This window comes from Draconibacterium sp. IB214405 (genome assembly GCF_033963885.1).
Classification (GTDB): Bacteria; Bacteroidota; Bacteroidia; order Bacteroidales; family Prolixibacteraceae; genus Draconibacterium.
This window is the reverse complement of the sequence record NZ_JAXBMA010000001.1, coordinates 370,822-396,501: the sequence shown is the minus strand read 5'-3', so window position 1 is coordinate 396,501 and position 25,680 is coordinate 370,822. Positions and strand designations below refer to the sequence as shown.

The window sequence follows — 25,680 nt, the reverse complement described above, 5'->3', positions numbered from 1 at the left end:
TATTTCTATAAACTGATTTCGGTGCTTAGTTTTTTATCTCTCGATGAAGCAGCTGCATGAATATGATAAGTACCTTCTTCAAGGTTCCATTTATTCTCTGATTCGCTCCAGTACGAGAGGTCTGAAATATTCATTTCCAAAGTAATTTCTGCTGTCTCTCCACTTTGCAGCCGCGGGGTTTTGGCAAATGCTTTCAACTCCTGAACTGGCCGGTCAACTTCTGTCTCCGGTTTCGAAACATAGATTTCCACTACTTCTTTTCCGGGCAGATCACCGGTATTTTTCACCTGAACAGTCATTGTTATTGTTTGATCGTTAACCTCAACATTCAGGTTTTCATACTCGAAAGTAGTGTACGATAAACCGTATCCAAATGGATAGGAAACTTCCAATTCTTGCTTGTCGAAATGACGGTAACCCACGTAGATGCCTTCTTCGTAATTGGTATAATCTTCATTCTTTATTAGTTCCGATTCGTCTTTCTCATCACCCGACGACATCATACCCATTCCCATTGGTTTTCCTTCCATTGGGAAGTTAGCACTCGAAGCATGATCTTCCAATGCAATTGGGAAGGTCATCGGAAGCTTTCCGCTTGGCGTAACAGCTCCGCTTAAAATATCAGCAGCCGAATTTCCACCTTCCTGTCCGCCTTGCCATGCCAGCAAAATTGCATCAGGTGCATCTTTCCACGAGGCTGTTTCAATTACTCCTCCAATATTCATCACAACCACTACTTTTTTCCCTGCCGCATGAAATTGATCACAAACTTCAGTAATTAATTCCTGTTCTTCTTTCGAGAGGTTAAAGTCGTTTTCTTTTACACGGTCTGCGCCTTCGCCACTGTTTCGTCCGATGGTTACAATGGCAATATCAGCTTCAACAGCTATTGTTTTCAGCTGGTCGCCGGTTGGTAGAAACTCCGGCGGATTATATGCATTCATCATGGCCTGCAAGGTTCCTTCCGGTTTTTCAAAGGCTTCGGCATTGGCAGCTTTATGCGCCATAAAAGCATCTTTTGCAGTCTGGTTAATCTGATAACCGGCATTTATTAATCCATCTTCAAGCGAAATGGTGTAAGCTTCGTTTACGTCGCCCGAGCCTGTTCCACCGGCAATAAAATCGTAGGAAAACAGACCGAACAAAGCCACGTTTTTGGCAGCTGTCATTGGCAGAGTTGCTGCTTCATTTTTAAGAAGTACCATTCCTTCTGTCGCTGAATTTCGGGTAATGGTGGCGTGCGCTTTTAAATCAGGAGCATCGCTATAAGCATATCCTTCCATTTTCTTCGACTTCATTATTAGTGTAAGGATGCGTTTCACAGCAGTGTCGATATCTTTTTCAGAAAGTTCTCCGCTTTCGGCAGCTTTCATCAGCGATTTATATTGATTTTTGGTTCCCGGTTCAAACAAGTCGTTTCCGGCGCTAAGTTCAACCGGAGGATTGGTTCCGCCAAACCAGTCGGTCATTACAATACCTCGGAAACCCCACTCATCGCGCATAATATCTGTCAAGAGATCTTTGCTGGCAGCTACATAAGTTCCGTTTACCAGGTTGTATGACGACATGATTGTCCAGGGTTGCGCTTCTTTTACAATGATTTCGAAACCTTTTAAATAGATTTCGCGCATGGCACGATCGGAAACAATCGCGTTGTTTTTGTTCCGATTCGTTTCCTGGCTATTGGCAACGAAGTGTTTAACCGATGTTCCAACTCCGTTTGATTCGATACCATTTACCATTGCTGCACCAATTTTACCGGTAACAACCGGATCTTCGGAGTAATATTCAAAATTTCTACCACAAAGTGGATTTCGGTGAATATTGGCGCCGGGTCCTAAAATAACATCAATTCCATATTCACGTGTTTCATTTCCCATGGCCACACCAACTTCTTCTACTAACTCTGTATTCCATGTTGATGATAACAAGGAACCGATTGGGAAAGCCGTACAATATTTGGGATCTTTATTCTTTCCGCCAAAAGTAGTCAGACGCAAACCTGCAGGACCATCCGACAGAAATAGACGGGGTAATCCCAAACGCGGAATGGGAACAATCGTGCCCACAGCACCGGGAATACCGTCTTTTGATCCGAGGCCCATTGCCGAACCCATGCCCGATCCTTTTACCAGCCTGATTTTTTCTTCCAGTGTCATTTGCGACAATACATCGTTTACCCGTGCATTAATATCTTGTCTGGAGTCTTCGTAAATATCTAATTCACCATTTCGGTTGCGGTCTTTAAAAGTGTAACCATCAACCGTAATTTCCTTGATTTCAGCTTTGCTGTATTTGTCTTTTTTATCGATGTTGAGGAAATTCTTGTTCATATAAATGGCTCCAACAAGGGCCACAATAATGAGAAGACCAACAATAACCAATACAATCTTTAAAAGAATTCTGAAGAACTTTTTCATATCAATAAGTTTAAATTTGTTTCAAAAATATGATTTAATTTTTCATTTGAGGCATTATGCCTCAAAAATTAGTTATATTGTAAAATATTTATTTATAGCAGGATGCAAGAAAAAGTTACGGATATACTCAAGAATTATTTTTCTGATGGGATGGATGCATTGCTTCCGCACGTATCAATTAATGTTGTGGTATTTGCTTATGACGACTTTAAATTGAAGGTTTATTTGAAGAATATTTCTCCGTTAAAGAGTTGGTTGTTGCCCGGGGGGCATGTGCGAAAGGATGAAAATCTGGAGGAAGCAGCCTATCGTAATCTCTCGCTTTTTGGTTTGAACAATGTTTTTATCCGGCAAATTAAAAGCTTTGGTGATGTTGATCGTGTGGCAGACATCGTTCCTGCAGATTACAACGCAGAGTTAGTGACAGAAGAATTTGCCAAATGGGCAACGCAACGTTTTATATCGGTGGTTTATTATGGATTGGTCAGACACAACGAGGTTGAACCGGTTACCAGCGATTTTTTGGGAGAAAGCAAATGGATGGATGTGAAGGATCTTGAACCTCTGGCGATGGATCATGCTGAAATCATTCTCGAAACGAAAAAGTTGTTGATCAATGAATTGCTCAATCATCCGGTTGCATTTAACCTCTTACCCGAAACATTTACTTTAAATGAATTAAGAGGTTTGTACGAAGCTATTCTCGACCGCTCTATCGACAGGGGAACTTTCAGAAGAAAAATGCTGAAACAGGGTACGGTAGAAAAGGTAGATTTGCGAAAAGATGCTTTGGGGCGTCCGGCACACCTTTATCGGTTTAATAAGGAGGTTTATTTTAAATCGCTGGACCAGGAAGCTAAGTTTGGATTTTAAAAGATTGATCAACTTCTGATAAAAGTAAAGCGGGAATCAGTTTTCAGACCGATTCCCGCTTTACTTTTAAAGAGGTTTTGCCGTTTATAATATGGAGTTAAGCTCTGAACTGTTTACTGAAAATTCCGGATCAAATGTCTCTGATTCCATATAATTGAGGATGGATTTGTAAAGCTGTGCAGCTTCCGGTTTATCCTTGATTTTATTTAATTGAGACATACAAACCAACAATTTTCCATCGCCAACTTTCAGTTCAAAAATTAGCCCCAGTTTGTGGTTGCGCTCCAGGTTATCTACTACCTGAACGATTGGATAATAATCAGTTGGGAGTTCATCCAAAACAAGTGAATTACTGGCTTTAATAATCGAGAACCATTGCCAGTTGGTATGGAAATCAGTTGGAAAGGCAGTAAACAGCGGGTGTGTTGGATCGGTCAATAAGCCCAGGGTTCCAGGAGAAATCGGTGTTCCGTTATTCTCACAGATGGATTTAAACATTCCGTAATTCCAGAAATCAGGAGGGAATAAACCCGGGAAGCTTTTATCTTTTACATCGGCAGTTTGTGGAAAGAGTAATACTTTTCCTCCGTTATTCAGCTCGTTGAGTACTTTTTTGTCGGCCTTTGTTGACACAAAAATATCTTCAGGAATGTCCAACTCGTTGTCGGCAGGATACACCCAAATCGGATAATCGTTGGAATAATCACTTCCGGCAATAGAAATATGCAGGTGTAGCTTTGCAGCTTGTTTAACCGACGAAAGATTCGCAGTTACATTGCCAAGGTCGGATAGTCCTCCAAAAGGTATTTCAGAGCCTGAAAATGTACCTTCTCCAACCACAGTTCCATCTTCTTGTTTTATTGTCCACGAAATAGCACTTGAAATCGCGTTGTTCGAGTAGTTAGCCACAACGGCTTTGGCATTAAAAGATTCGTTGTTGGTATAGCAGTATTTCGGGAATTCCAGCAACAAAACCACATCGTTACACGATTGTTTCCAGGCTTCGGGAGTGATTACATTTTTGCTGTCCATAAAGGCATCCAGAATACCCACAAGCGCTGTTCCCTGACCCGGGAAATCCTGCAAGTCGAGCAACTGAAATCCTGCAAAACCTTTGGTGCGGATGGCAGCTTCCATCTCGGCTTTGTAACACAGTGCCGACCAAACGCCTGTTGCCTGCTGAAAAATACTGTCTTTGTCGAACATTCCGGCTTTTTCCAAACGGCTTTTGAATATTTCGAGATTGGTAGCTTTTAAAACACCTGTATATTTTTCTATTTCATCGTAATCCGGGAATATCTGGTATTGCCCAATTTCGTGACTGATTATTGGCATATTCATGTGCTCAACCGTATAGCTGAAATCAAAATCGGTTGACGGAGTTACTGCGTTTAACCGGGCTCCCTCTCTTGAGTCGGCAAATGCATGTGTTAATCGTGTGTGCGTAAGAATGGTGTCGTGGGCATAAGATGTACGTGCGCCAACAAAGAATTCCGTAGTTGGAGTTGGTGGAATATAGCCGATGCCGTTGTTGCATCCCATGGTGTAAAGCGGTCGGTCGTCATATGCTTTTAAGGCGGCAATATTGGCCTCCACATTATCAAGGCCTCCCCAAATTTCATTTCCGTGCGAGAACAGTACAAACGATGGGTGGTTGGCATAAGCATTCAACATAGCAAAACCTTCCTCAAGCAACTGAATTGCAATGTTTAAGGAATCTAAACCTCCCCAAAACGGAAGCTCGGGTTGCAAATAAATTCCCTCCTGGTCGGCAGCAATAAAAGCCGCTTCGGGCGGGCAGTACGAGTGAAAACGATAATGGTTGATACCGTAGTTTTTGGCAATTTTAAATACACGCACCCAACCTTCAACATCCATTGGCGGATGTCCGGTTAAAGGAAAAACGCAGGCTTCGTGTTTTCCGCGAAGGAAAGTGGTTCGGCCGTTAATCGAAAATTGTGTTCCGTCAACAGCAAATTCGCGCATACCAAAGGTTTCAGCTTTTGTGTCCTGAATTCCTTCTCCGGTAACAACGGCGGTAAGTTTATAAAGAGGCTGGTTGTATTCGTCCCACAATTGACAACCGTCACCAAAATTGTATTCCAGTTGAATTTTGTCTTGTGCACTCACTGTTGATTTTAATGTTTTTAACTGAGTCTTTTTTCCATTCTCCGTTTTTTCAACATAGAGCTCAATTGCTAATTCTCCTTCCGGCTGATTTTCAATTTTCAGATCAACGAGGGCTTTTTTATTCTGAACATCAGGAGTGATGCGCAAGTCGGAAATATATGTTTTTGGAGTAGCTTCAATTTGGATTTTTCCGATAATACCATTCCAGTTGGTTTGCGTTTCGTCGGTATAAATGTGCACATTTCCGTAGGGCGTTAATTTTAAATCGTTGTTTACCAGTATGGTTATGAAGTGATCGCCGGGAGTAAGAAACTCCGAAAGATCGAACTTTTGCGTTGATTGCAATAAGAATGACGAACCAACAAATTGATCATCAATCCATACTTTCGACGGTTTGGTACGTTCCAGTTGAAGCTCCAGCCGTTTATCCTTCAGGTTTTCAGGAATGGTAACTTTTTTACGGTACCAGGCCATTCCCTCGTAAGTGTATATCCGGTTGAGGTGCATCGTGGTCGGATGTTGATTCAAAAAGCCTTTTTGGTTTGAATCAGTCGTTCCGGGCAACACTACCGAATCATCAAAATCAGAAAGGTACCATTGTTGTTTTTCACCGGTGTTTGCGGTGTCGAGTGCAAATTGCCATTCGCCCTGCAAATCAATTGTAGTTCGGTAATTGGGTGTTTGAGTTGTACACGAAATTATCGCCAACAGAAAAATCAGATAGTAGTTCTTCATCAGTTAAATTTTTAGGACAAAAGGCCCTGTTTTTTATAGCTTATTGTAAAAATAACAAAATAAGTGTTTCTATTCATTTATTTTAATAACGCTCCATCCATTTGAATTACCTATATTTTTTGTGATTAGTTTGTTCGCATCAGTGAAAATAAAAAAAGCAACCCGTTTAATATTGATAACGAGTTGCTTATAAATGGAGTCATATTTTAGTATTCACTATTGCAGCGCTGTTTCTTTAAGTTACAATAGTAGAATATCCGAAACAATTAAGTTTGATCTAGTATCATGTTCTTTTTGTTATTTAACAAAATTAGCATTGTTTAGATACTTAAAGCTTTTGGCAATATCAGTTAAAGCTTTGTCCAGATCATTATCTTCTGAAAGAAACAATTTCATGTATTTATCAGGAATAGGTTCGTTGGTTTTAACACTGTTGAATGACCATTTGGCAACTTCATCAGCCATTTCAATTCCCATATCATTTTCCATTTCCACGTAAAAATCACTATTCCCGTTTTTGTAGAACTGGTCGAAAATACTTTCGTAATCAATTTTTCCACTGGCTCCAATCACATAGTAATCCTTAATGTGTAAAATTTTAATTCGCTCAGGATATTTTTGTAGCCATTTCACCGGATCTTGTCCTCCCTGATAAGCCCAGTAAACATCCATTTCAAAACTTACGTATTCAGGATTTGTATGCTGAATAATGTAATCTTCATACTTTATTTCACTGTCGCCAATTGTGTTGAACTCCGAATTATGGCTGTGATAAGCAAACATCAATCCTTTGTCGTTAGCGAGTTTCCCGATTTTGTCAAACATCTCGCAATTGGCCTGAACAGTTTCTATATCATTTCCCCATTTGTGCGAAGGAATGATAACATATTTGCATCCCATTGCCTTGTGATCATCCAACAGTTTATTCCATGCCGAAAGTGTACCGGCTTCGTCGTTTAAATCAAAAGTAGTATGAGTATGCGACGAAGTAACAGTTAAACCAAGGTCAGACAAATACTTTTTAAAATCGGCTGGTTTCCTACCGAATATTTCTCCGTTTGCATATTCACATATTTCAACGGTACTAAAACCTATTTCCGAGATCGCTTTGAATGCTTTTTCAGGATTATCCCGAATGCCCTTTACCGAATAAGTGGCTAAGCCAATTTGTTTTTGTGCAGTAGCTTGTATGGCAATAAAAAATACAAGACAGAAAGAAATAAATAGATAAGTCTTTTTCATTGTTTTATAGATTTAGTTGGTATGGTAAATATAGAAATCAAATGAATGATATCGATAAAAGCTTAGTACTATTTTCAATTGTTAATATTTTGGGAAAGAAGGTTACTGGCTGGTTAATAAAATAGAAACACATGATTGAATAGGAAAGATGAATAAAAAAAGCCCGATCTGTCAGGAACGGGCTTTCTATTTGAGAAACAATTAAGTTGTTATTTTACAAATGAAGCATTTTTCAGATACACTGCACTTTCAGAAATGGCTTCAAGCGAAACTTTGAGTTTTGCAGGATCAGGAGCACCAAATCCCGGCATTGAACCTGGTTTTGGTCTGAATTCCTTTCCTTCGGCCTGTGCTTTTCTCATTTCTTCCATGAATTTAGCGCGCTGAGCTTTTTCCTCGTCAGTCAGTTTGGCTTCAATCTCTACAAACCAATCCTTGTGTCCGTTTTTGTAAAATTGTTTAAAGATCGCTTCGTAATCAATCTCACCACTTGCACCAATTACGTAGTCATCTTTAATATGAAGCACCTGAATGCGTTTTGGATATTTTTTCAGGTATTCAACCGGATCTTGTCCACCTTGAGTAATCCAGTAAACATCCATTTGGAAAAATACTTTGTCAGGATCAGTATTCGCGATCAAATAATCTTCAAGAATCTGGTCACTGGTTCCGATTTTTTCGAATTCGGCACTGTGGTTATGGTACCCGAATTTCATGCCTAATTTATTTGCTTCAGCACCTATTTTATTCATCAAGTCGCATTGTGCTTTCACGCCTTCCAGGGTATTATCCCACCTGTTTGAAGGAAGTATAACGTATTTGCAACCGGCTGCTTTATGATCCTCAAAAACTTTTTTCCAGGCTGCCAAAGTTCCGGCTTCATCAGCTACATCAAAACTTGCACGTACATGGCTTGAAATTAAATCGATACCATATTTGTCGACAAGTGCTGCATAATCTGTTGGAGAATATTCACCAAACTTTCCAGCCTGAGCATTATAACTAGCAGATTCTGCAACAACATATCCATCATTAGATACTGATTTTAATGAACCTTCCATATCAGAATCCATACCTTTTACAGAATAAAAGGCGATTCCTAATTGTTTGCTTTTAGCTTTATTACCTGCTGTTACACCGGCAGAAAATGACAACAGCACCAAGGCTGCAAATAATAATTGAATTGATTTTTTCATGTATAAAAATTTTAGTTTTGTTTAGATTCTATGTGATTTATTACAATTTCCATCCGTTACGGTATTCGTAGTGGAAGTAGTTATTTGCCTCTTCACAGTTGGTGATTTTCATATTCTCAGCATCGTATTCCAGTGTCTTATTCAGCTGTTGCGAAACCACTGCAATGTTGGTAAGAAGCATTATCTCTGTCAGTTTTGAAGAAATTTCGAAATCGTTGGCAGCTTTGCGGCCTTCTTTAATGGCTTCAATAAAGTCAACATAAACACTGCTCGGACGAGGTAAAGTTTTTTCAGGCTCTTTAAAACCAGGATCTTCCGGAATCAATTCAGGTGCTGCTCCGTGAGTTCCGTGCATCATCATTCCTTTATCGCCAATATAGAGTGCTTCGCGCAACTGGCGGTCGGCTTCCAGTTCGGCAGGACGGGCAGGTTTAATACCACCGTCGCTCCAGGTTACTTTTACCGGAGGCATATTTCCGCGGGCAGGGAATTCGTAAGTTACGCTTTCTGCCTGTGGCAGATAAATACCATTAAAAGGAGTAGTGGTTGCCTGAATTTTTGTTGGCATTCCAAGGTCCAGTGCCCAGATAGGAGCGTCGAAAGTATGTGCGCCCATGTCTCCCATTGCGCCTGTTCCGTAGTCCCACAATCCGCGCCATGCAAAGTGTGTGGTTTCAGGACTGTAAGGTGCATCAGGAGCAGGCCCTAACCAAAGGTCGTATTTCAGATTGTCGGGAACAGCAACGCCTGCCGGACGATCGATATAACCTTGCTTCCAAACCGGACGGTTCGACCACATGTGAACTTCCGATACATTTCCGATAGCTCCGGAGCGGATCCACTCAACGGTTTGCATTGTACCTTCAATGTTGTGTCCCTGATTACCCATTTGACTAACAACACCGGTTTCTTTTGCCAGATCGCGGAGGAAACGTACTTCGTGGATTGTTTTTGCCATTGGCTTCTCTACAAACACGTGTTTGCCTGCACGCATGGCATACGCTGCGATCACTGCATGTGTATGGTCAGGTGTTCCGATCAGCACAGCATCAAGTTCTTTTTCCTTATCGATCATTTCACGGAAATCGTGGTATTTTTTTGCTTTGGGATAACCAGCCATTATATGGCCCGCATAATCGTGATCAACATCGCAAAGGGCATAAATATTGGCATGTTTAAACGATTTGTCTTCGGCAGCATCTCCCATTTGTATCGGAGCATCGGAGTTTGCTACACCACCTCTTTGTCCAAATCCTCTTCTTTCAGGCTTGATACCAGAATAAGGCTGCATTAAGAAGCCGCTCATACTAAATGCTCTTTTGATAGGAACATCGGGAGTGGCAATGTTCTGAATGTCGCCGCCACCCTGGCTACCGACACCGATACCGGCAATGTTTACCATATCACTGGGAGACATGTAACCTGTGCCACCTAAAACGTGACGCGGAACGATTGTAAAACCTGCAGCAGCTGCAGCTGTAGTACCAATAAAAGACCTTCTGGAAAAGTTTCCGGAGTTTTGATTTTTTGCTTTCATTAATTTATGGTTTAGTTACTAAAATGATTTGTTCTGAATACTAATCAGATTATGAGAATGTTATTAGGTTTAATTGTGGTCATATGTTGTTGAACATTATGTGCAAAAAAATGCGAGAGAAGTATTCATTCAATAAAAAAGGCTGCCCTGTACTAACAGAGCAGCCTTAATATTCTGGAATTTTGTTTCGTTTAATTCTTCAGGTATTCAATCCAGTCGAAATCGGCGTTGGCTTCCGATATTTTGCCATTTCCGGTGGCGTACAAACCAACATAAATACCGGTAAAGAAACCAACTGTTTCGGTGGCCAGGAATTTGGCATCGGCGGTTTCAATTGCGGTAAATTCGTCGTTGCCTTGTGCAAACGAAAAGGTGAATGTGGACTTATTTCCACTTACCCGCAGTTTAACAGGACCGGGCTTCAAAGTATATTCTTTTGAAGTGTAAATGGTTTGGCCAAACTGTAATTTTACGGTCAGAATTCGGTCATTTCCTTTTTTGCTCACCAAAATATCGAAGTGCGAGCCGTTGTTTAGCAAGATCAATCCGGCTTCTTCATTTTCATTTTTAGGATCGAATTCCAGTTGAGTAGTAGCAGTAAAATAATGGTCTTTTAAACGGCGTCCAACAAAGGTTGACGGTTTGTTGGTACTGATGGTCTCAGCCGCTCCTTTGAGGCGTAAAAATCCGCTTCTTTCGGTAAGTGAGAAGTTACTTTCTACCGGAGCCTGAATATAGTTCCAGTCTAAACCAAGCTTGTCGCCATCAAACTCAACTTTTGATGGCGGCTCAGCAATCTGTTTCAATGGCAGGGTAGGGCAGGTCATATCAACATCAACTGTTCCGTTGCCGTTAACTACAGGCCAGCCGTTTTTCGGCCATACAACAGGAGCAAGACAAGTCTCACGTCCTAGTATGTGGTGCGTTTTGTCGGAGATATTTCGGTAGCCATGGAAAACGATCCACCACGAATTGTCGTGCGCCTGAATAATATCGGCATGGCCAATTCCCTGTATAGGTTTTCCCTGCCCGGCGGCGTTACATTGCGTAAGAATTGGGTTGGCCGGATTATCGGTGTACGGTCCCCAAATGCTGTTACTGCGTGCAATGGTTTCTGAGTGAGCTTCTTCGGTTCCACCTTCGGCTGCCATCAGGTAATACCAGCCGTCTTTTTTGTAAATGTGAGGACCTTCAGCATATCTGCCACCGGTTCCGTTCCACACTTTCTTACCTTCCGACAATTCACCTGTTTTTAAGTCAACTTCGTACAAAATAAATGGTGAACTGATGATGTAAGCTTTTCCGTCTTCGTCCCAAAACATGTCGGGATCGATTCCCGGAACATCAACCCAAATTGGATCGGACCAGGGGCCGGCAGGGTCTGTTGCTGTTACAAAAAAGTTTCCGCCACCGGTAATGTTGGTAGTGATCATATAAAATGTTCCGTCGTGGTAACGCAGTGTGGCCGCAAATATGTTCAGCCCGTTTGGTATTTGTTCTTTCCGGTGGATACAATGACCGATCTGTTCCCAGTTTACAAGGTCTTTACTGTGGAAAATAGGTACTCCGGGAAAGTATTCAAATGTGCTGGTGATGAGGTAATAATCGTCGCCAACGCGGCAAACACTTGGATCGGAATAGAAACCCGGAAGAATCGGATTATTGTAGGTTACAGTTGCATTTGGCTCGGGTGCTTTTGCAAACGGATTTTGTGCGACTTGCGCAAACAGGTTAAAACTCAGACATAGTGCGATTAACAGGATAAAACCCTTTAATCCTGCTTTAGAGTTCGATTTAGTTTTGTTCATGGTTGTAATTATTTTTAGCCGGTTGTCTAATTTGACAATTCTAAAATACTAAAGTTAAACAGATAAGCGAAACTAATGCTTATTGTATAAACTACAAAATAAGATTAACAGGTTTTAACCGCAGTCCGGTTAGAATAGGCAGGTATTTTAGAAAGAGCATTTCTTAAATCAATAAAACTTATCCTGTTTACCGATTTAAGAAATGCAGCTTCCAATAATTGTGCAGGGAAACTTACCACTAAAAAGTAGCTGTTTTTAGCAGTTTATTTGTAGTTGGCTACACGTTCGTCGTTAATAACCCCACTCCAGTTTAATCCGAAAGCGAAGTCGTAAGTATTACCTTCGGTATCAACGTAACATTCCATGTCTCGCGGAACATCTTCAAACTGTTCTTCAACGGTTTTCATGTTCGCCGGCATTTGCATTGGTAATAGTCCGGTAGGCTCTGCTTTACCACTAATAATATCCATGATGGCCTGATCCTGAACGCCAAAACTTACAACAATTGCGTCAGCCGCTTTTTCAAATTCGGCGAAAACCATCGGGTTGGAAACATTTACCACTACAATTACAGGTTTGTCGCCCATTGCTTTTTTAGTTTCTAAAACAAGGTCGAGATCGCTGGTGTTTGTTGCTGTTGTGGTTTTTCCTTTGTACGAACGGTTGGTAAAATCTTCCAACGGATCGCCACCCGCAATACTTACTTCGCGGGCATTTGTGGCTGTATATTTGCCGTATTGTAAACTAATCGGCACATAACCGTTTCCACCGTCTTTCGCATCTTCCGGGCTGTATCCGCTTCCTCCGTTCGGACTGTCGATAAATACCAGTGCATAATCGGCATCAGCAGCCGTTTCGGTTACCGGCGCATATTTCTTTACAATATCAAGGCTAACCGGGTAATCCCATCTTGCTTCCGAGCCGCCAAAACCGAACATTCCCTGACTTGGTGCATAATATTTTTGCGGCACATATACTTTTGTTTCCGCTTTTATCGGAAGGCTGCTTTGTGCGTTTTTAAGCATCACCACCGACTTAAGTTGTGCCTGGTAACCGGCAGTCATAAATTCAGCTTTACCAACAGTTTCTTCGGTTTTAGCTACTTCCAGATATGGATTTTCGAATAAGCCGGTGCGAAAGATATTTTTCAGTAAACGTACTGCAGATTCTTCAAAACGTTTACGCATAAATTCTTCACCGTGTTCTTCCACGCCCATGTTGTAAGCCTCAATAACAGGGCCCATATCGTTGTTACCACCAAACTGATCGACACCGGCCATAATAATTTTGTAATGTCTTTCTGCTACTGATAAATGCTCAGCTCCCCACGAAGTAGTTCCAAAAGAGTTAATGGCCAGGTTATCTTTGGTAATTCCCCAATCGGTGCACAAAACTCCGTCGTAACCGTATTTGTCGCGCAAAAGATCCTGGATGATATATTTGCTGTAGCTGTTCCCAACATTTTCACCGTTTTCCTGATCGATTCCGAACGAAATGGTGTAGTAAGGCATTACTGCCGATGCCATTCCTGTTGCTCCATCCAATTTGAAAGCTCCTTCAGTAAAAGGAATCAGGTGTTCATCAAAGTTGTTTCCCGGGTAAACGGCGTATTTTCCGTAAGCAAAGTGTGCATCGCGACCGCCTTCTTCAGGTCCGCCACTAGGCCAGTGTTTCACCATGGCGTTTACACTGTTGTAACCCCAACCTCCAGCAATCTCAGCATCTCCTGCTGAAGTTTGAAATCCATCGACATAGGCACGGGCCATATCACGATCAAGCTGCGGATCTTCTCCAAAAGTTCCGTTAAAACGTCCCCAACGAGGTTCAGTTGCAAGGTCGATTTGTGGCGATAATGCAGTGGCAATACCCAAAGCACGGTATTCAACTGACGCAATTTCTCCGAAATTTTTCACCACTTCAGGATCGAAAGTTGCAGCCATTCCCAATGACGTTGGCCACATGGAAATTTGTCCGCCTGCACCTTCGTTAAACTCGGCATCAGCAGAAGTGCGGTGACGTGGATCGGAACTGTTGTTACCAGGAATTCCCAAACCGATACCTTCAACCAGTGCCTGCATGTTGTTGTTCCATTTAGCAGCAACTGCGGGCGATTCCACTGAGGTAACCAAAACATGGCGTAGATTGTCGTCGGTAAGGAATTTTACTTGCTGATCGGTGAGATCGCTGGATTCGGCACCACTTTCGGCCAGTGGTTTTCCGTTGTATGTGGATCCGCCAAAACCTCTTCGTCCTCCACTTCTTCCCGGAATAGATTGATGGGCACTGTACAACATCAATCCGGCAATTTGCTCAACCGACATTTGAGATGCCAAATCCTGAGCTCTTTCGTCAAACGATAAACGCCAGTCTTCGTACTTGTCGAGCGCACCGTTTTTATTCAGGTCTTTAAAAGCAAAGCCTTTATTTTCGATGATACTTACACCCGATGAGGGAGAATAACCAAGGGTTTGACCTCCTTCGTTATAAACCAGGTTGAATCCTTCTTTTTGCTCCTCCGTCCATTTTGATCCACAGCTAAACAGCAGGAATGAAAGGACAACTAATGAAAAGTTTTTGATTGTTGATTTTGAAAATGTTTTCATATAAATAGTTTGATATTAATTAGTTATAAGTATTAAGACCTAAAAATGAACGTGTAGTTAAAGCTGCCAAAAACTTACATAAAATCAGGCACCTGATCCATTCAGGCACCTGATTCGCTTCAACTAAACTAAACCATCCCAAAAGGGATTTTCACTGTTCCCATACACCTTTTTCAATTTTGTTTAGAGAGCCCTATATTCAACACTGACTTCTTGTCCATCACCATTAATCTTTAAAAGGAATTCATTTTCGCCAATCTGCTCAATAGTGCCAACATCGGTTTTTGGTTGTTTTTTACTCGTAAAGATTAAACTACCTTCTCCTTCAGAAGCCTTAACTTTGATTTTATTTTTATCAGCATAGACCTTAATATCTCCATTGGGAGTTGGTATGCTGCTTTCAAACCATTCAAGACCTCCGAGCACCGGTCTGATCTCAAATTCCTGATACCCCGGTTTTGTAGGTTTTACTCCAACAAAATATTTACCCAAAAGGTAGATCGGACTTGCACCCCATGCATGGCAAAGGCTTTTCCCGAAAGGACGTCCATACATAGTATAATGCTCCAATCCTTTGTGCTCAGGATTGTATTTTTCCCAGAATGTGGTGGCGCCAAGTTTCAACATTCCACCCCAGTAGTCTTTTATTTCGGATAAAACATATTCCTGTTCGTTAAGCGAACACATTGCCTCCAACTCATAAAAACGCATATAAGGAGTTGAGATGGCCGGTATATTCGGATTTAAAATGACCGATTTTTTAATTTCTTCTTTTTGTTCAGTTGATACGTAGTCGTAAAAAATAGCAAACATATTGGCATGCTTGGTAACCTGATCGCTGTTCACTCCGTCTTTTCGATTAAAAATAAAAGCTTGTTTTTCTTCGTTCCAGAAGTCACTGAGCTTTGAGCGAACATCTTTTGCCAGCGCATCGTATTTTTGAGCTTCACTGCCAATCCCCAATATTTCAGAACAGAGTGTCATGGTTTCGAGGCTTTTGCAGAATACGATTTGCTCAAAACTCACTTCTCCGGTAATATCTACCTGGTCGTCGAACCAGTCGATATACACCCAGTCGCCTTCAAGCCCTTCCACCAAACCACGATCGTTTCTGCGGTCCAACACAAAATCCATCAACGATTCCATTTTAGGATAGATCTGCTTCAGAAAAGCTACATCGCCGGTGTATTGGTAATAATCGTAAATTCCCATAAACCAGTAGAAAGAATAGTCGAGAATGTTGTTTAGGTGAACCATTACCGGTTCGGAGCCACGCAAAGTGTACATGGTACGTTTGGTGGTTTCAAGGTCGAAAAACATGTAGTAATTCATCAGGTAGCTTTGGTAAGCATCGCCCGACCACGCCCAACGATCGCGTTTTATGCCGTCGATAAATACTTCGCGGGTGGTTAGCTGAAGCGTGTATCTCCCAACTTCCCAAATTTTATTTACCTCTTCATCGTTGCACTTAAAACTTGCACGATATTCAACCGGTGCATATTCGTACAACAAAGAAACATCATCGTATTCAGCATTCTCGGCAGCCACAAAAATGTATCGCAGTGCATTCGACCGCGGCATAGTATAATCCGACTTTCCGGCGGGAATATCTACAATATCGAAGGTTTCGCAATGTTCAGCATCAAGCGCTTCTTCAGCCGTTTCACCATATTGCAGGGTGAGTTTTCCTGTCCCGGAGAGCTGATGGAATTTTACAAATCCAAAGGTTTCTATTCCAAAATCGAATAGTGTTCCCCCTTCCATTTGTTTTGCCTCCACATATTTCATTGGTTTGGTGGGTAATTTGAATTCAGAGGGAAGCGAATTGGGATCATTCAGATTCCCTGTTCCGGCATTCATGAAGTATCCCGATGGAGAATAGGGGTGTTTCATATTTTTTGTAGCGTAGCGGGAGTCAAGAGGACTGGTTATCCAGGTGTCGTCCGAATTGATTGTTTTTCCTTTTACAAAGAGGGCAGGGACCTTTGCATAATTGAGTACTTTGATTTTGATTTCATTTTTACCTGCAGGAACAACCACTTTTAGTGGTTCATTTTTAATTCCCTGGTATTTTATCCTCCAGCCAATTGTAATAATGAATTCACCTTCGGCATAAACTTCTATTTCCTCAGGCTCTTCCAGGTCAACTGTTTTGGTGAAAATCATCAGTGGTTCATGTCCGTCGAGTTTCCATTGAACAGGAATTGTTACCCCACGTTCTGTACGGCGGTTATTCATTTGATTACCCAACCAGTTTTCATAATCGCCCGGAAACCAGATCCAGGTTTGGGCGGAGGCTGATAGCAAAAGTGTGATGAAAAACAGCGTTAAAACAGTCCTGGTAATTTTCATAATTTAGTTTTCAATAGTCGTTCATTTTTACTTATAAGGCACTTGTTTTTGAGTCGTCCGGAAAAACCGAACGTTCATCATTTCTTAGCCTTCTTAGAATATTTTCAAGGTCTATAAAGTTCCTATAAGTTGTACGGGTCCTAATAGTCCGGAAGGCAATAACTGTGAATTTGCCTGGTAAAACGGCATTGTAGTGTAAGTAATCTTCTCACTTACATCTGGTTGAGCATCACCGATTAAACGATTCACCCATAGGTTAACTACTTTTATTTCAAGCTCATTTTCTCCGGCCTGAACTGCATCTTTTATATCGAGCCTAAACGGTTTTTTCCAGATCACGCCCAGCTTTTTACCGTTTAAGGTAACTTCTGCCAAGTTTTGTACATCACCTAAATCCAGGCACAGGTCTTCATTGGCTAAGTCTGCTTCTGAAATTTGGAAGGTGTTGGTGTAAGTAGCTGTTCCCGAAAAATACTTTATACCTTCATCTTCATTTTCAGTATATGATACCAGTTGGTCGAAAGTTGCTTTCGCAGGTGCTCCCCGTTCAGGCTGAAAGGAAATATCCCAGGGACCTTCAACGGTAAGCAATTCTTTTTCCTGAACAACGGGAAGCTCGAGTTTTGTTTTATTCGTTGATTGAGCAAACACAACAAATACAGCATCATTTGGCTTCAAGTTGAGCGAAACAGTGGTTTCTCCGTTTTTCATCTGATACGACACTTCGGATTTTTCGCCTGTCTCGGGTTGCCAGATTTCAGGTTTTTTACCGTCAACCCTGAAAGTGGCCAAAACTGACTCAGCCTGGTCGCTTCTGCTGTTTACCCAGTAAATATCAATATCTCCAAGTTTTCGGTGAACATTTAAGATTTCAGCGTTATTTTCTGAAGTATAGCTAAAGTCGGGGTTCAAGTTCAACGAGGCCAAAACTTGTTGTATACTTTCATTTTCATGAATGTTTTCCTTTCCAGACTTCCATATTTCATCCACCAGTTGATTAAATTCATCCAAATCTCCCTGAAGACTGGCTTTAAATTGTGGACGTTGACCTACAATTATGGCACCATCCTCAGCCAATTGAGCCAATTTTCGTAAAACCGGAAGTGACATTCGTTTTGTGTTTTTGTCGAGTGCCAAAATTTTGTAGCTCATACCACTTGGCGTGGTTATTAAATTGTTGTTTACAACCAGAACATTTACCAAAGCATCGGCATTCACAAAGTCGTAGTTATATCCTTCAGGAATGTCAGGCATTTTTGCTCCAAAAAGTGCGGTAATGTTGTTGTCTTCGCCGTAATAATAAACGATATCGGCAACAAATTTTCCCTGTTGCAGCATGTAACAGCTTCTAGCCAGATAATCCATCCAGGGCTTGGCTTGCTCGGCCCAGGTTTCATGACGTGTAAACCACTGTCCAAAAGGTCCAAGTCCCAGACCGGGGATTTTATCGTCGACGGGCTGATGAACCGATGTATGAATAACAAAACGGTTTAATCCGCATGCCAGTTCCATGTCGGCAGTGGGTTTTAGGGTTTCAGGCGACCATGCCCACGCTGTTCCAATTGCGGTCATCGATTCGGCAGCAACAAGATTTTGTCCGTAAATATGCGATACCGACGCTGATTCACGAACATCGGCTTTGAAGCGTGTTTGTACTTCTGTCTCGTTTCCGGTGGGCGTCCACGTGGCACTCATTGGAACATCTGCACTGCGTTTCACTTCCATACCATCGCCAATAAATGCGCGCATATCTTCATGCGATTCGGAATAGCGTCCCATACCACGTTCTTTTAGAATATCAGTTAAGAGATCGTAATGGTTTTCAGTAGTCAGGTCGGCGATCGTTTTTCGAAGATCCCAAAGGAAACGTTCGCTTGCTTCCGAACTTTGGATAATGTGTCCGGCAACAACCGGCAGCCATGGAATAATGTCGTAGCCCCGTTTTGAAAGAAAATCGGCCGGCATGTTGTCGGTCCAGTTTTGTGTTCCGGCTTCCCAACTGTCGGTGATAATGTACTGCAATCCGTTTTCTCCCATTAATCCGCCGGTAGCATCTTTGTACATGTCGAGGTACTGCGTGAAATAGCTGGTTACATGTTCAGCACTCAGTTTGTCAACTTCCAGACCTGTTGCTTCGGGCGATGCCGGAGAGTTTTTGTGGCCGGTAAGTGTGTAGCCAAATCGCATAATGTTCCAGTTTCCGGCCGGTGCATCCCATTCGATTGTCCCGTCGGCATTCATTTTCGATGTGAGATCTACGATATCATCTTTTGATATAACGGTGGAATTATCAACCGGCTTTGTCATAAGAGAAGCCAGATCCATGTTGACAGTGAAAGCTGCTTTTTCTTCGAAACGGTTGATTTTAGGAGCAGTGTGCAGCACAAGTTCCGCTACATCGGTTCCTTTAGGCTCGGCTGGACCTCCACCCATTCCCATGATCGCTGCCATACCGTTACGACCTGCCGGAAGTGTTTTAAATGCGAAGCGGAAATATTTAGCTGTAACAGGATCGAAAGTCTCGGTTACCTGACCAATCCGATTATTATAAATGCCGGTAACTTTTTCAAAAGTTTTACCATCCTGGCTCGATTCCAGAATAATATTCTCAGGATTTCCGCTTGTCCCAAAACGACCACTGTTTACTCCACCCACGATGGTCAGTGAAAAAATGGTTTCCGGCTTTTCGAATTCATACTGAATCCAGGCTCTTTGTCCAACTTCAACGGGCGGCAAATAAGCAGTCTTTACTAAATCTCCATCAGTAAGCATTTTCAGATTGAAATTACCTCCACTCGATGTTATTTTGGGTTGAAGTTCTGTTAGCGAAATATTCGTCTCGGGAATACGATAAGCAACAACGGCTGCATCGGCATAAAATCCAGCTTCTTTTTCAGCTTCTCGTTCTTCACCAGGCATAAAATTCTCGTTCAAAACCATATTTTGAAAAGGACCGGTTGCAGTAGGAGGATGAGGTAAAGTTCCTGAGAAATATTTTCCACCTTCAATCGGCATTTCGCTCCACACCAGTTTTTTCATGGCCTGCCCAGGTTTAACCCAGGGGCCTCCACTTTCGCTCCAACCCGGTGAACCGGCGATGGCCATTTCAAGCTCCAGCGAATCGGCAAGTTGTGTTGTGAACTGAAAGGCATCTTTCCATTCAGGTGCCATATAAACCAATCTCTTTTCTACGATTTGGGGTGTCATAAATGCGGCGTCGAAATTCTGAAATCCACCAATACCAACACGGTTCATCCACTCCAAATCTTTCTGAATTCCATCTTTGGTAATGTTCCCGTTCATCCAGTGCCACCAAACACGTGGTTTGGCTTCATTTGGCGGATTCACAAAACCGTCTTCCAGGTTTCCCTGAGTATCGGTGTCGCTCATTTTACATTGGGTATTGATTCCCAGAAAGAACAATACTAAGAATACACAGTTAAGTATTTTTTTCATAAGAATAATTGTGATTAATCTTGGTTGATTCAGAAATCGATTTAATTTCAAATTACAAAGCGCTGACGAAACGGTAGTTCCCAGACTTCAACTGGTAAACAGCTTTACCATTTTCGAATTTAAGCAATTCACAACCGTCCGCATCAATCACATCATTTTCAGATTTTGCAGGCAAATACAAGGTTGCCGAGGTATTTGCCGGAACAGTTGCCGTGTAAGTCAGCTGGCCGTTTTCAACTTCCCATTTGCTCTGGATTTTTCCGTACATCGAGTCGTAATAACCTTCTGCCCACTTCATTTCTTCACTTGGATCGGGTGTTGGCTGCAGAATGAACTTCTGGAATCCCGGCTCATCGCGCTGGATACCCAGCGAGTAAGCCATCATCCATTGTCCAACAGCTCCAAACGAATAGTGGTTAAATGAGTTCATGCTGTTGTTGCCGCCAAAACCATTTTCAACGGTGTAACCATTCAGGCGCTCCCATATGGAAGTCGCTCCCTGATCGATGGAATATAACCACGATGGGTACTGATTATTTTGTAGCAATTTATAGGCTTGTTCGTTATAACCGTTATCAGAAAGGGCTTTGCTTACCCACGCAGTTCCGATAAATCCGGTCATTAGCGAATATTCCGGACGAAGAACACCATCATCATCTGTATTTTGTCGTTCGATGGTTGTGGCCAGATTTTTAGCCATTTCTGAAATTACGTTGTCATCAAAAGCTCCCAACGCCAAACCAACCGCATATGAAGTTTGTGTATCGGCCAGTTTAAATTCAGGTTTTGCAGGACCCATTGGCCCAAAACCACGACCGCCACCTACCAGTCCCATGGTTTTTCCGTCTTCGTTAATAAAGGTTTTATTGAAGAAGGCTTTTCGCTCGTTGTACATATTTTCAAAACGTTTAGCATCTGCATCTTTTCCCAAAACGTCAGCTATGTTTTTCATGATATACAAATCGAAAACATGGTAAGCTGTTGTAAGGAAAGGCGTTCCAAGTGCATTATTTTGAGGCCCGAGCCAGTCGCCCAGCTGCCCGTCGCTGGTAATTCCGGTTTCAGGATCTAATGTCGTTTCAAGGTAATCGATATAGGCTACCATTGCATCGTAATGCTCCTCCAACATGGCTACATCGTTGTATTGCTGATAAGCTTCCCAGGGAACGGTAATACCTGCACTTCCCCAAAGTACACCGCCAAAACCACCACCAATTGGTGCTACATCGGTAAATTTTCCGCTAGCCTTTTGCACATCGCGCATGGCAAACATATGTCGGCGCAAAAATTGGTTGGAATTGGAAACATAAGTTGCAGTGCGTGAAAATACTGAGATATCGCCCGACCAGCCCATTCGTTCGTTTCGCTGAGGACAATCGGTTGGTATGGTTAGGAAGTTATCTACGTTCGACCAGGTCAGGTTCGACCACAACTGATTTACCTTCGGATTCGAAGTGTTGTATTCTGCGGTAAGATCCAAAATGGAACTGATTGCAACACCTTCAACAGCCTCCAGTGGCAGCGGTTCATCAATGCCTGTAATTTCTATAAGCTGGTAACCACGAGAGGTAAATTTAGGTTGGAAAACCTGAGCTCCGTCTTTCATAATATAAATGTCCTGACAAAGCGCTGCCCGGTAATTTTCCGTCATTATCATTCCCACGTTGTCTCCTGATTCAGGAAGATCGGGGTATAAAATCTCAGCAACACGTAATACCAGTGTGTCTCCTGCTGTGCCATTGGCCAGAGTAATTTTCGGAACACCAACGAAGTTTTGTCCCATGTCGTACACATATACGCCCGGACGAACCTCTTCAACACTTTTGGCAACCAGTTTTTTGAACTCGCCTGCATTGTTGCCAATCTGTCCGATCAGTTTAAAATCATCGTAATTAAAATAGCTTACTGCCCCGGTAAACTCGCGCTCTTCTCCTGAAAACGATGTTCCTTCAAGCAGAACTTCAGAAGCTTGTTTCCAGTTTGAATCGTCGAAACCAACGGTTGACCAGCCATCGATAGAAGCTTCTTTTGTGGCATCGTAAATTTCACCCAAATCTAAACTGCTGTATTTGATCGGGCCTTCGTTGTAATATTTCCAGTTTTTATCGTTTGAAGTAATCAGTTCTTTTGTTCCGTCCGAGTAGCTGATTTCGAGTTTAGCCAGTAAAGACTGGCGATCACCAAAGTGATTCCAGATAGAACCGAAACTAAGTAAACCACTCCACCAACCTTCGGCTAATAGAGCTCCCATAGCATTATCGCCACTTTGGATCATATCGGTTACATCGTAAGTTTGATAAAAATGCGATTTGTTGTATTGCGTTTGACCCGGATTGTAGTAGTCGCTGCTAACCTTTTCACCATTGATAAACACTTCGTAAATACCCCGTGCTGTGACGTATAAACGAGCTGATTTTACCTTTTTAGCTGCTGTAAATTCGGTGCGTAACATAGGTATTGAATTACGGCTTGGATCGGCAACAACAAACATTCCTTCAGTACCGCCGTCAACTATGTAAGCATTGTTTGAAACCTCAACATTACCCACAAAAATACCGTTGTAATCGCCAGAAAGGCTTTCTTTAAAAAGGGTATTATTGGGCATTCGATCGTTAAAAACTTCAACATCAGTAAAGCTTGCTTTTTGGCCGGCATCTGCTGCAAATCCCATATCGCAAACCATGCCAAATGGAATGTAATTTCCGCCCGATCCTACAGGATTGAGATTTACCGATGCTCCACGGTTACGTCGCATAAAAGCCGGCATTCCACCCTGCGGTTCATCTGTTTTTTCTTTTACAAAAAACTCATCGTTACCGTCAACGCTTATGGTAATTTGTCCGAATGTACTTTTAAATTCAATATTGTGTTTGGTGTATTTATTTCCCGAATTGATTACTGTAGGTTTTATATTGAAGGTTTTAAAAGGTACATCAGGATTGTCGGTTGGATGATAACCGGCGCGGTACACATTAAATTTTGCCAATCCACTGGCCGAACCGTTAACGTCAGAAACATCAAGCTCAAGTTTAATGTAGCTCTCATTTTCTTTGTTTTCAAGCTGGTAAATATTTTTGTATTTATCCATTAGTCGCATGTCGTTGGCACCATAAACCAACGCTGCCTTCGAACTACCTTCACTAATGGTGATTCCATATTTAATCCTGAATATCAGTTGATAATCGGCACTGAATACAAGGTCGTCATCTCCTCCACCAATCCATTGGGCACCTTCCCAGGCTGAAATATCCGGATTCATCAGGCCGGTTTCAAACCACGAAGTCGCCGAATGCTGTTCTCCGTTGTTATCCCAAACTGTTGCGGTCCAGTTGTACTTCGTTTTTGCCTGGAGTTTTTCTCCTTCATATTTTATTGCCAACGCAGTACTTCCGTTTACTTTTCCGGAATTCCATACTACATCGCCTGAAGGATTTTTCACTTCAAGTTGATAAGCCGTTTGGAACATACCACGCACACCTTCAGGTGCCTGCATTTGCCAGCCAAAGCGCGGATTTTCCACGTCGATTCCAAGAGGTGTGGCTGTGTATTCAACAGTTAGATTGTTGACTATATTTTGGTTATTGCTACATCCGAATAAGGTTGAGAGCGTTACCAAAATAATTACGGCATGAATAAAATTAGTTTTTTGAAGGCTGACGAGAAGATTCTTATAGTTCATAATATGGGTTTAATATAGTTTAGGTATTCTCTGAATATCTATTTCCCAAAGGGAAAAATTAATTGTTTTGATGGATCTGATAAAGAATGGTTTAAAAAGAAAAAGGGAATTCTCCCTTTTTCTTTTATAAACATATTAATCGATATTTGGATTATACAGTTTTTCGCTGTCTGGTAATTCAAACTTCGTTCTTGTGTCGGTGAAGGCTGTTGCCACCGGAAGATAACCTCCCTGGAAATAATAATTTTCAGGATTGGCTATTACCCGTGCGCCGTAAGCAGAAATAACTGACTGCATTCTGCCTGTTCGAACCAAATCCCACCAACGTTTTCCTTCAAAGGCAAATTCAACTTGTCTTTCATTGATAATAGCATCCCGAAGGTCTGCTTGCGAGGCAGCCGTTGTATTCGCTAAACCTGCTCTGTTTCTCACCTGGTTCAAATAACCTTGTGCCTCCGCTGTCCGTCCTTGTTCGTTAGCCGCTTCAGCTAAATAAAGCAGTACTTCCGAATAACGGTAGATAGGCAGGTTATCATCCGATTGCCAGTATGTTGAATGCGGATGTAAATATTTGATACACATCGGGAACGTTACACCATTTGCATCATCGATATACATGATAGATGCTGCAAATCTTTCATCTCCATCTTCGTAAGCAGCAATCAATTCTGGAGTAGGAGTATTAAACATTTCTCCCCTTGTTAAGTCCTGCGGATTGCTGATTCCGGTCCATTCAGCCAAGACATCTGCTGAGGTTGGATAAGGGAAATACATGTAAGTAAAGTAACTCGCATAATCGGTTGAGGATGATGAGAACTGAATTTCATAAAGGGATTCGGAATTGTTTTTATTTGCCGGATCAAAAATGTCGGCATAATTATCCATTAACGAATAGCCACTTATGTTTTTTAAGGCAGTTTCCGCTTCAGCCCATTCGCTGTACCACATATGCAGATCAGCTAAAAGCATATAAGCTGTGCCACTGGTTACTCTACCGGCTTCCTGCTCAGCTTTTCCTGGTAATAAACCTGCAGCTGCTGAAGCATCAGCAATAATTTGCGCTTTAATTTCCGACTCCGAAGACAAGGCCTTGCTGGTTTCGTCAAGCGTAGAAACGGGATCGAGGTGAAGGATGGCATCTCCGTACAAACGAACTAACCACCAGTAGCTGTATGCTCTCATAAAAAGTGCCTGACCTTTAAGGTTGGCTTGGGCATCAGCATCAATTTCTACCTCGTCGATTCTGGCGATAATCTGATTACATCTTGAAATCCAGTTATAGAAATCGTTCCAATAGCTTGAGAACATGGTAATTTCAGGCACAAAGTCTGCTGAAGTTTCCGGTCCGGTTGTGGCACGATAGTTTGGATTAAGTGCATATCTTGAATTATCGGAATGAATATCGCCAATAAGGATCAGAGGTGTAGTTGACACATCTCCTCCGGAACCAAACCATTGGCGCATAGCTGCATATGTTCCGTTAACAGCAGCCTGAAAATCGTTCTCCGTTTGAAAATATACGGTTGTTGTTAAAGCCTCTTCAGAAGGAATATCCAGAAAAGACTCGCTGCAGGAGGTAAATAGAATGGCTAAAAGTCCTGCCAGTATTATTTTAACTTTCATCTTTTTCATTTTTTTAAATTGTACCA

At 42.0% G+C, this 25,680-nt stretch carries 12 protein-coding genes; 1 reads left to right on the top strand and 11 read right to left on the bottom strand.

The window, feature by feature from the left end:
* Nucleotides 1–5 precede the first annotated feature (5 nt).
* A complete protein-coding gene (locus SLH46_RS01225; RefSeq protein ID WP_320279314.1) occupies nt 6–2,420 on the bottom strand; it encodes a glycoside hydrolase family 3 C-terminal domain-containing protein in 2,415 nt (804 codons plus the stop codon).
* A gap of 102 nt (nt 2,421–2,522) precedes the next feature.
* On the opposite strand from SLH46_RS01225, the gene SLH46_RS01220 reads away from it, so the two are divergent.
* Nucleotides 2,523–3,293, top strand: a complete 771-nt coding sequence (locus SLH46_RS01220; RefSeq protein ID WP_320279313.1) for an NUDIX hydrolase — start codon at nt 2,523–2,525, stop codon at nt 3,291–3,293.
* An 84-nt stretch (nt 3,294–3,377) separates the two neighbouring features.
* Here the strand turns inward: SLH46_RS01220 and SLH46_RS01215 are convergent, their stop codons facing one another.
* The 10 genes from SLH46_RS01215 to SLH46_RS01170 all read right to left on the bottom strand — a co-directional run bounded on the left by SLH46_RS01215 (nt 3,378) and on the right by SLH46_RS01170 (nt 25,654).
* The gene (locus tag SLH46_RS01215; protein WP_320279312.1) at nt 3,378–6,158 is read right to left on the bottom strand and encodes a glycoside hydrolase family 2 protein; all 2,781 of its coding nucleotides are present in this window, start codon (nt 6,156–6,158) and stop codon (nt 3,378–3,380) included.
* A gap of 297 nt (nt 6,159–6,455) precedes the next feature.
* A complete protein-coding gene (locus SLH46_RS01210; protein WP_320279311.1) occupies nt 6,456–7,400 on the bottom strand; it encodes a sugar phosphate isomerase/epimerase family protein in 945 nt (314 codons plus the stop codon).
* A gap of 209 nt (nt 7,401–7,609) precedes the next feature.
* Nucleotides 7,610–8,596 carry a sugar phosphate isomerase/epimerase family protein gene (locus tag SLH46_RS01205; RefSeq protein WP_320279310.1) on the bottom strand — a complete coding sequence of 329 codons (987 nt, stop codon included), beginning with the start codon at nt 8,594–8,596 and terminating at the stop codon, nt 7,610–7,612.
* Nucleotides 8,597–8,636: 40 nt separating this feature from the next.
* Nucleotides 8,637–10,133 (bottom strand): Gfo/Idh/MocA family protein, encoded by a 1,497-nt coding sequence (locus SLH46_RS01200; protein WP_320279309.1) that lies wholly within the window; start codon nt 10,131–10,133, stop codon nt 8,637–8,639.
* A gap of 191 nt (nt 10,134–10,324) precedes the next feature.
* Nucleotides 10,325–11,941, bottom strand: a complete 1,617-nt coding sequence (locus SLH46_RS01195; RefSeq protein WP_320279308.1) for a glycoside hydrolase family 43 protein — start codon at nt 11,939–11,941, stop codon at nt 10,325–10,327.
* A 263-nt stretch (nt 11,942–12,204) separates the two neighbouring features.
* On the bottom strand, nt 12,205–14,544 hold the full coding sequence (locus tag SLH46_RS01190) for a glycoside hydrolase family 3 protein (protein ID WP_320279307.1): 2,340 nt from the start codon (nt 14,542–14,544) through the stop codon (nt 12,205–12,207).
* A 183-nt stretch (nt 14,545–14,727) separates the two neighbouring features.
* Nucleotides 14,728–16,896, bottom strand: a complete 2,169-nt coding sequence (locus tag SLH46_RS01185; protein ID WP_320279306.1) for an alpha-L-rhamnosidase-related protein — start codon at nt 16,894–16,896, stop codon at nt 14,728–14,730.
* A gap of 111 nt (nt 16,897–17,007) precedes the next feature.
* Entirely contained in the window at nt 17,008–20,352 is a 3,345-nt protein-coding gene (locus tag SLH46_RS01180) for a glycosyl hydrolase (protein WP_320279305.1), read from the bottom strand.
* A gap of 52 nt (nt 20,353–20,404) precedes the next feature.
* Nucleotides 20,405–24,031 (bottom strand): family 78 glycoside hydrolase catalytic domain, encoded by a 3,627-nt coding sequence (locus tag SLH46_RS01175; protein WP_320279304.1) that lies wholly within the window; start codon nt 24,029–24,031, stop codon nt 20,405–20,407.
* Nucleotides 24,032–24,166: 135 nt separating this feature from the next.
* Nucleotides 24,167–25,654 (bottom strand): RagB/SusD family nutrient uptake outer membrane protein, encoded by a 1,488-nt coding sequence (locus SLH46_RS01170; protein WP_320279303.1) that lies wholly within the window; start codon nt 25,652–25,654, stop codon nt 24,167–24,169.
* Nucleotides 25,655–25,680: the final 26 nt, after the last annotated feature.

What these genes read in the sequence shown, in the direction of transcription:
- SLH46_RS01225 (WP_320279314.1), bottom strand. Translation starts at nt 2,420, where the DNA reads ATGAAAAAGTTCTTCAGAATTCTTTTAAAGATTGTATTGGTTATTGTT.
- SLH46_RS01220 (WP_320279313.1), top strand. Translation starts at nt 2,523, where the DNA reads ATGCAAGAAAAAGTTACGGATATACTCAAGAATTATTTTTCTGATGGG.
- SLH46_RS01215 (WP_320279312.1), bottom strand. Translation starts at nt 6,158, where the DNA reads ATGAAGAACTACTATCTGATTTTTCTGTTGGCGATAATTTCGTGTACA.
- SLH46_RS01210 (WP_320279311.1), bottom strand. Translation starts at nt 7,400, where the DNA reads ATGAAAAAGACTTATCTATTTATTTCTTTCTGTCTTGTATTTTTTATT.
- SLH46_RS01205 (WP_320279310.1), bottom strand. Translation starts at nt 8,596, where the DNA reads ATGAAAAAATCAATTCAATTATTATTTGCAGCCTTGGTGCTGTTGTCA.
- SLH46_RS01200 (WP_320279309.1), bottom strand. Translation starts at nt 10,133, where the DNA reads ATGAAAGCAAAAAATCAAAACTCCGGAAACTTTTCCAGAAGGTCTTTT.
- SLH46_RS01195 (WP_320279308.1), bottom strand. Translation starts at nt 11,941, where the DNA reads ATGAACAAAACTAAATCGAACTCTAAAGCAGGATTAAAGGGTTTTATC.
- SLH46_RS01190 (WP_320279307.1), bottom strand. Translation starts at nt 14,544, where the DNA reads ATGAAAACATTTTCAAAATCAACAATCAAAAACTTTTCATTAGTTGTC.
- SLH46_RS01185 (WP_320279306.1), bottom strand. Translation starts at nt 16,896, where the DNA reads ATGAAAATTACCAGGACTGTTTTAACGCTGTTTTTCATCACACTTTTG.
- SLH46_RS01180 (WP_320279305.1), bottom strand. Translation starts at nt 20,352, where the DNA reads ATGAAAAAAATACTTAACTGTGTATTCTTAGTATTGTTCTTTCTGGGA.
- SLH46_RS01175 (WP_320279304.1), bottom strand. Translation starts at nt 24,031, where the DNA reads ATGAACTATAAGAATCTTCTCGTCAGCCTTCAAAAAACTAATTTTATT.
- SLH46_RS01170 (WP_320279303.1), bottom strand. Translation starts at nt 25,654, where the DNA reads ATGAAAGTTAAAATAATACTGGCAGGACTTTTAGCCATTCTATTTACC.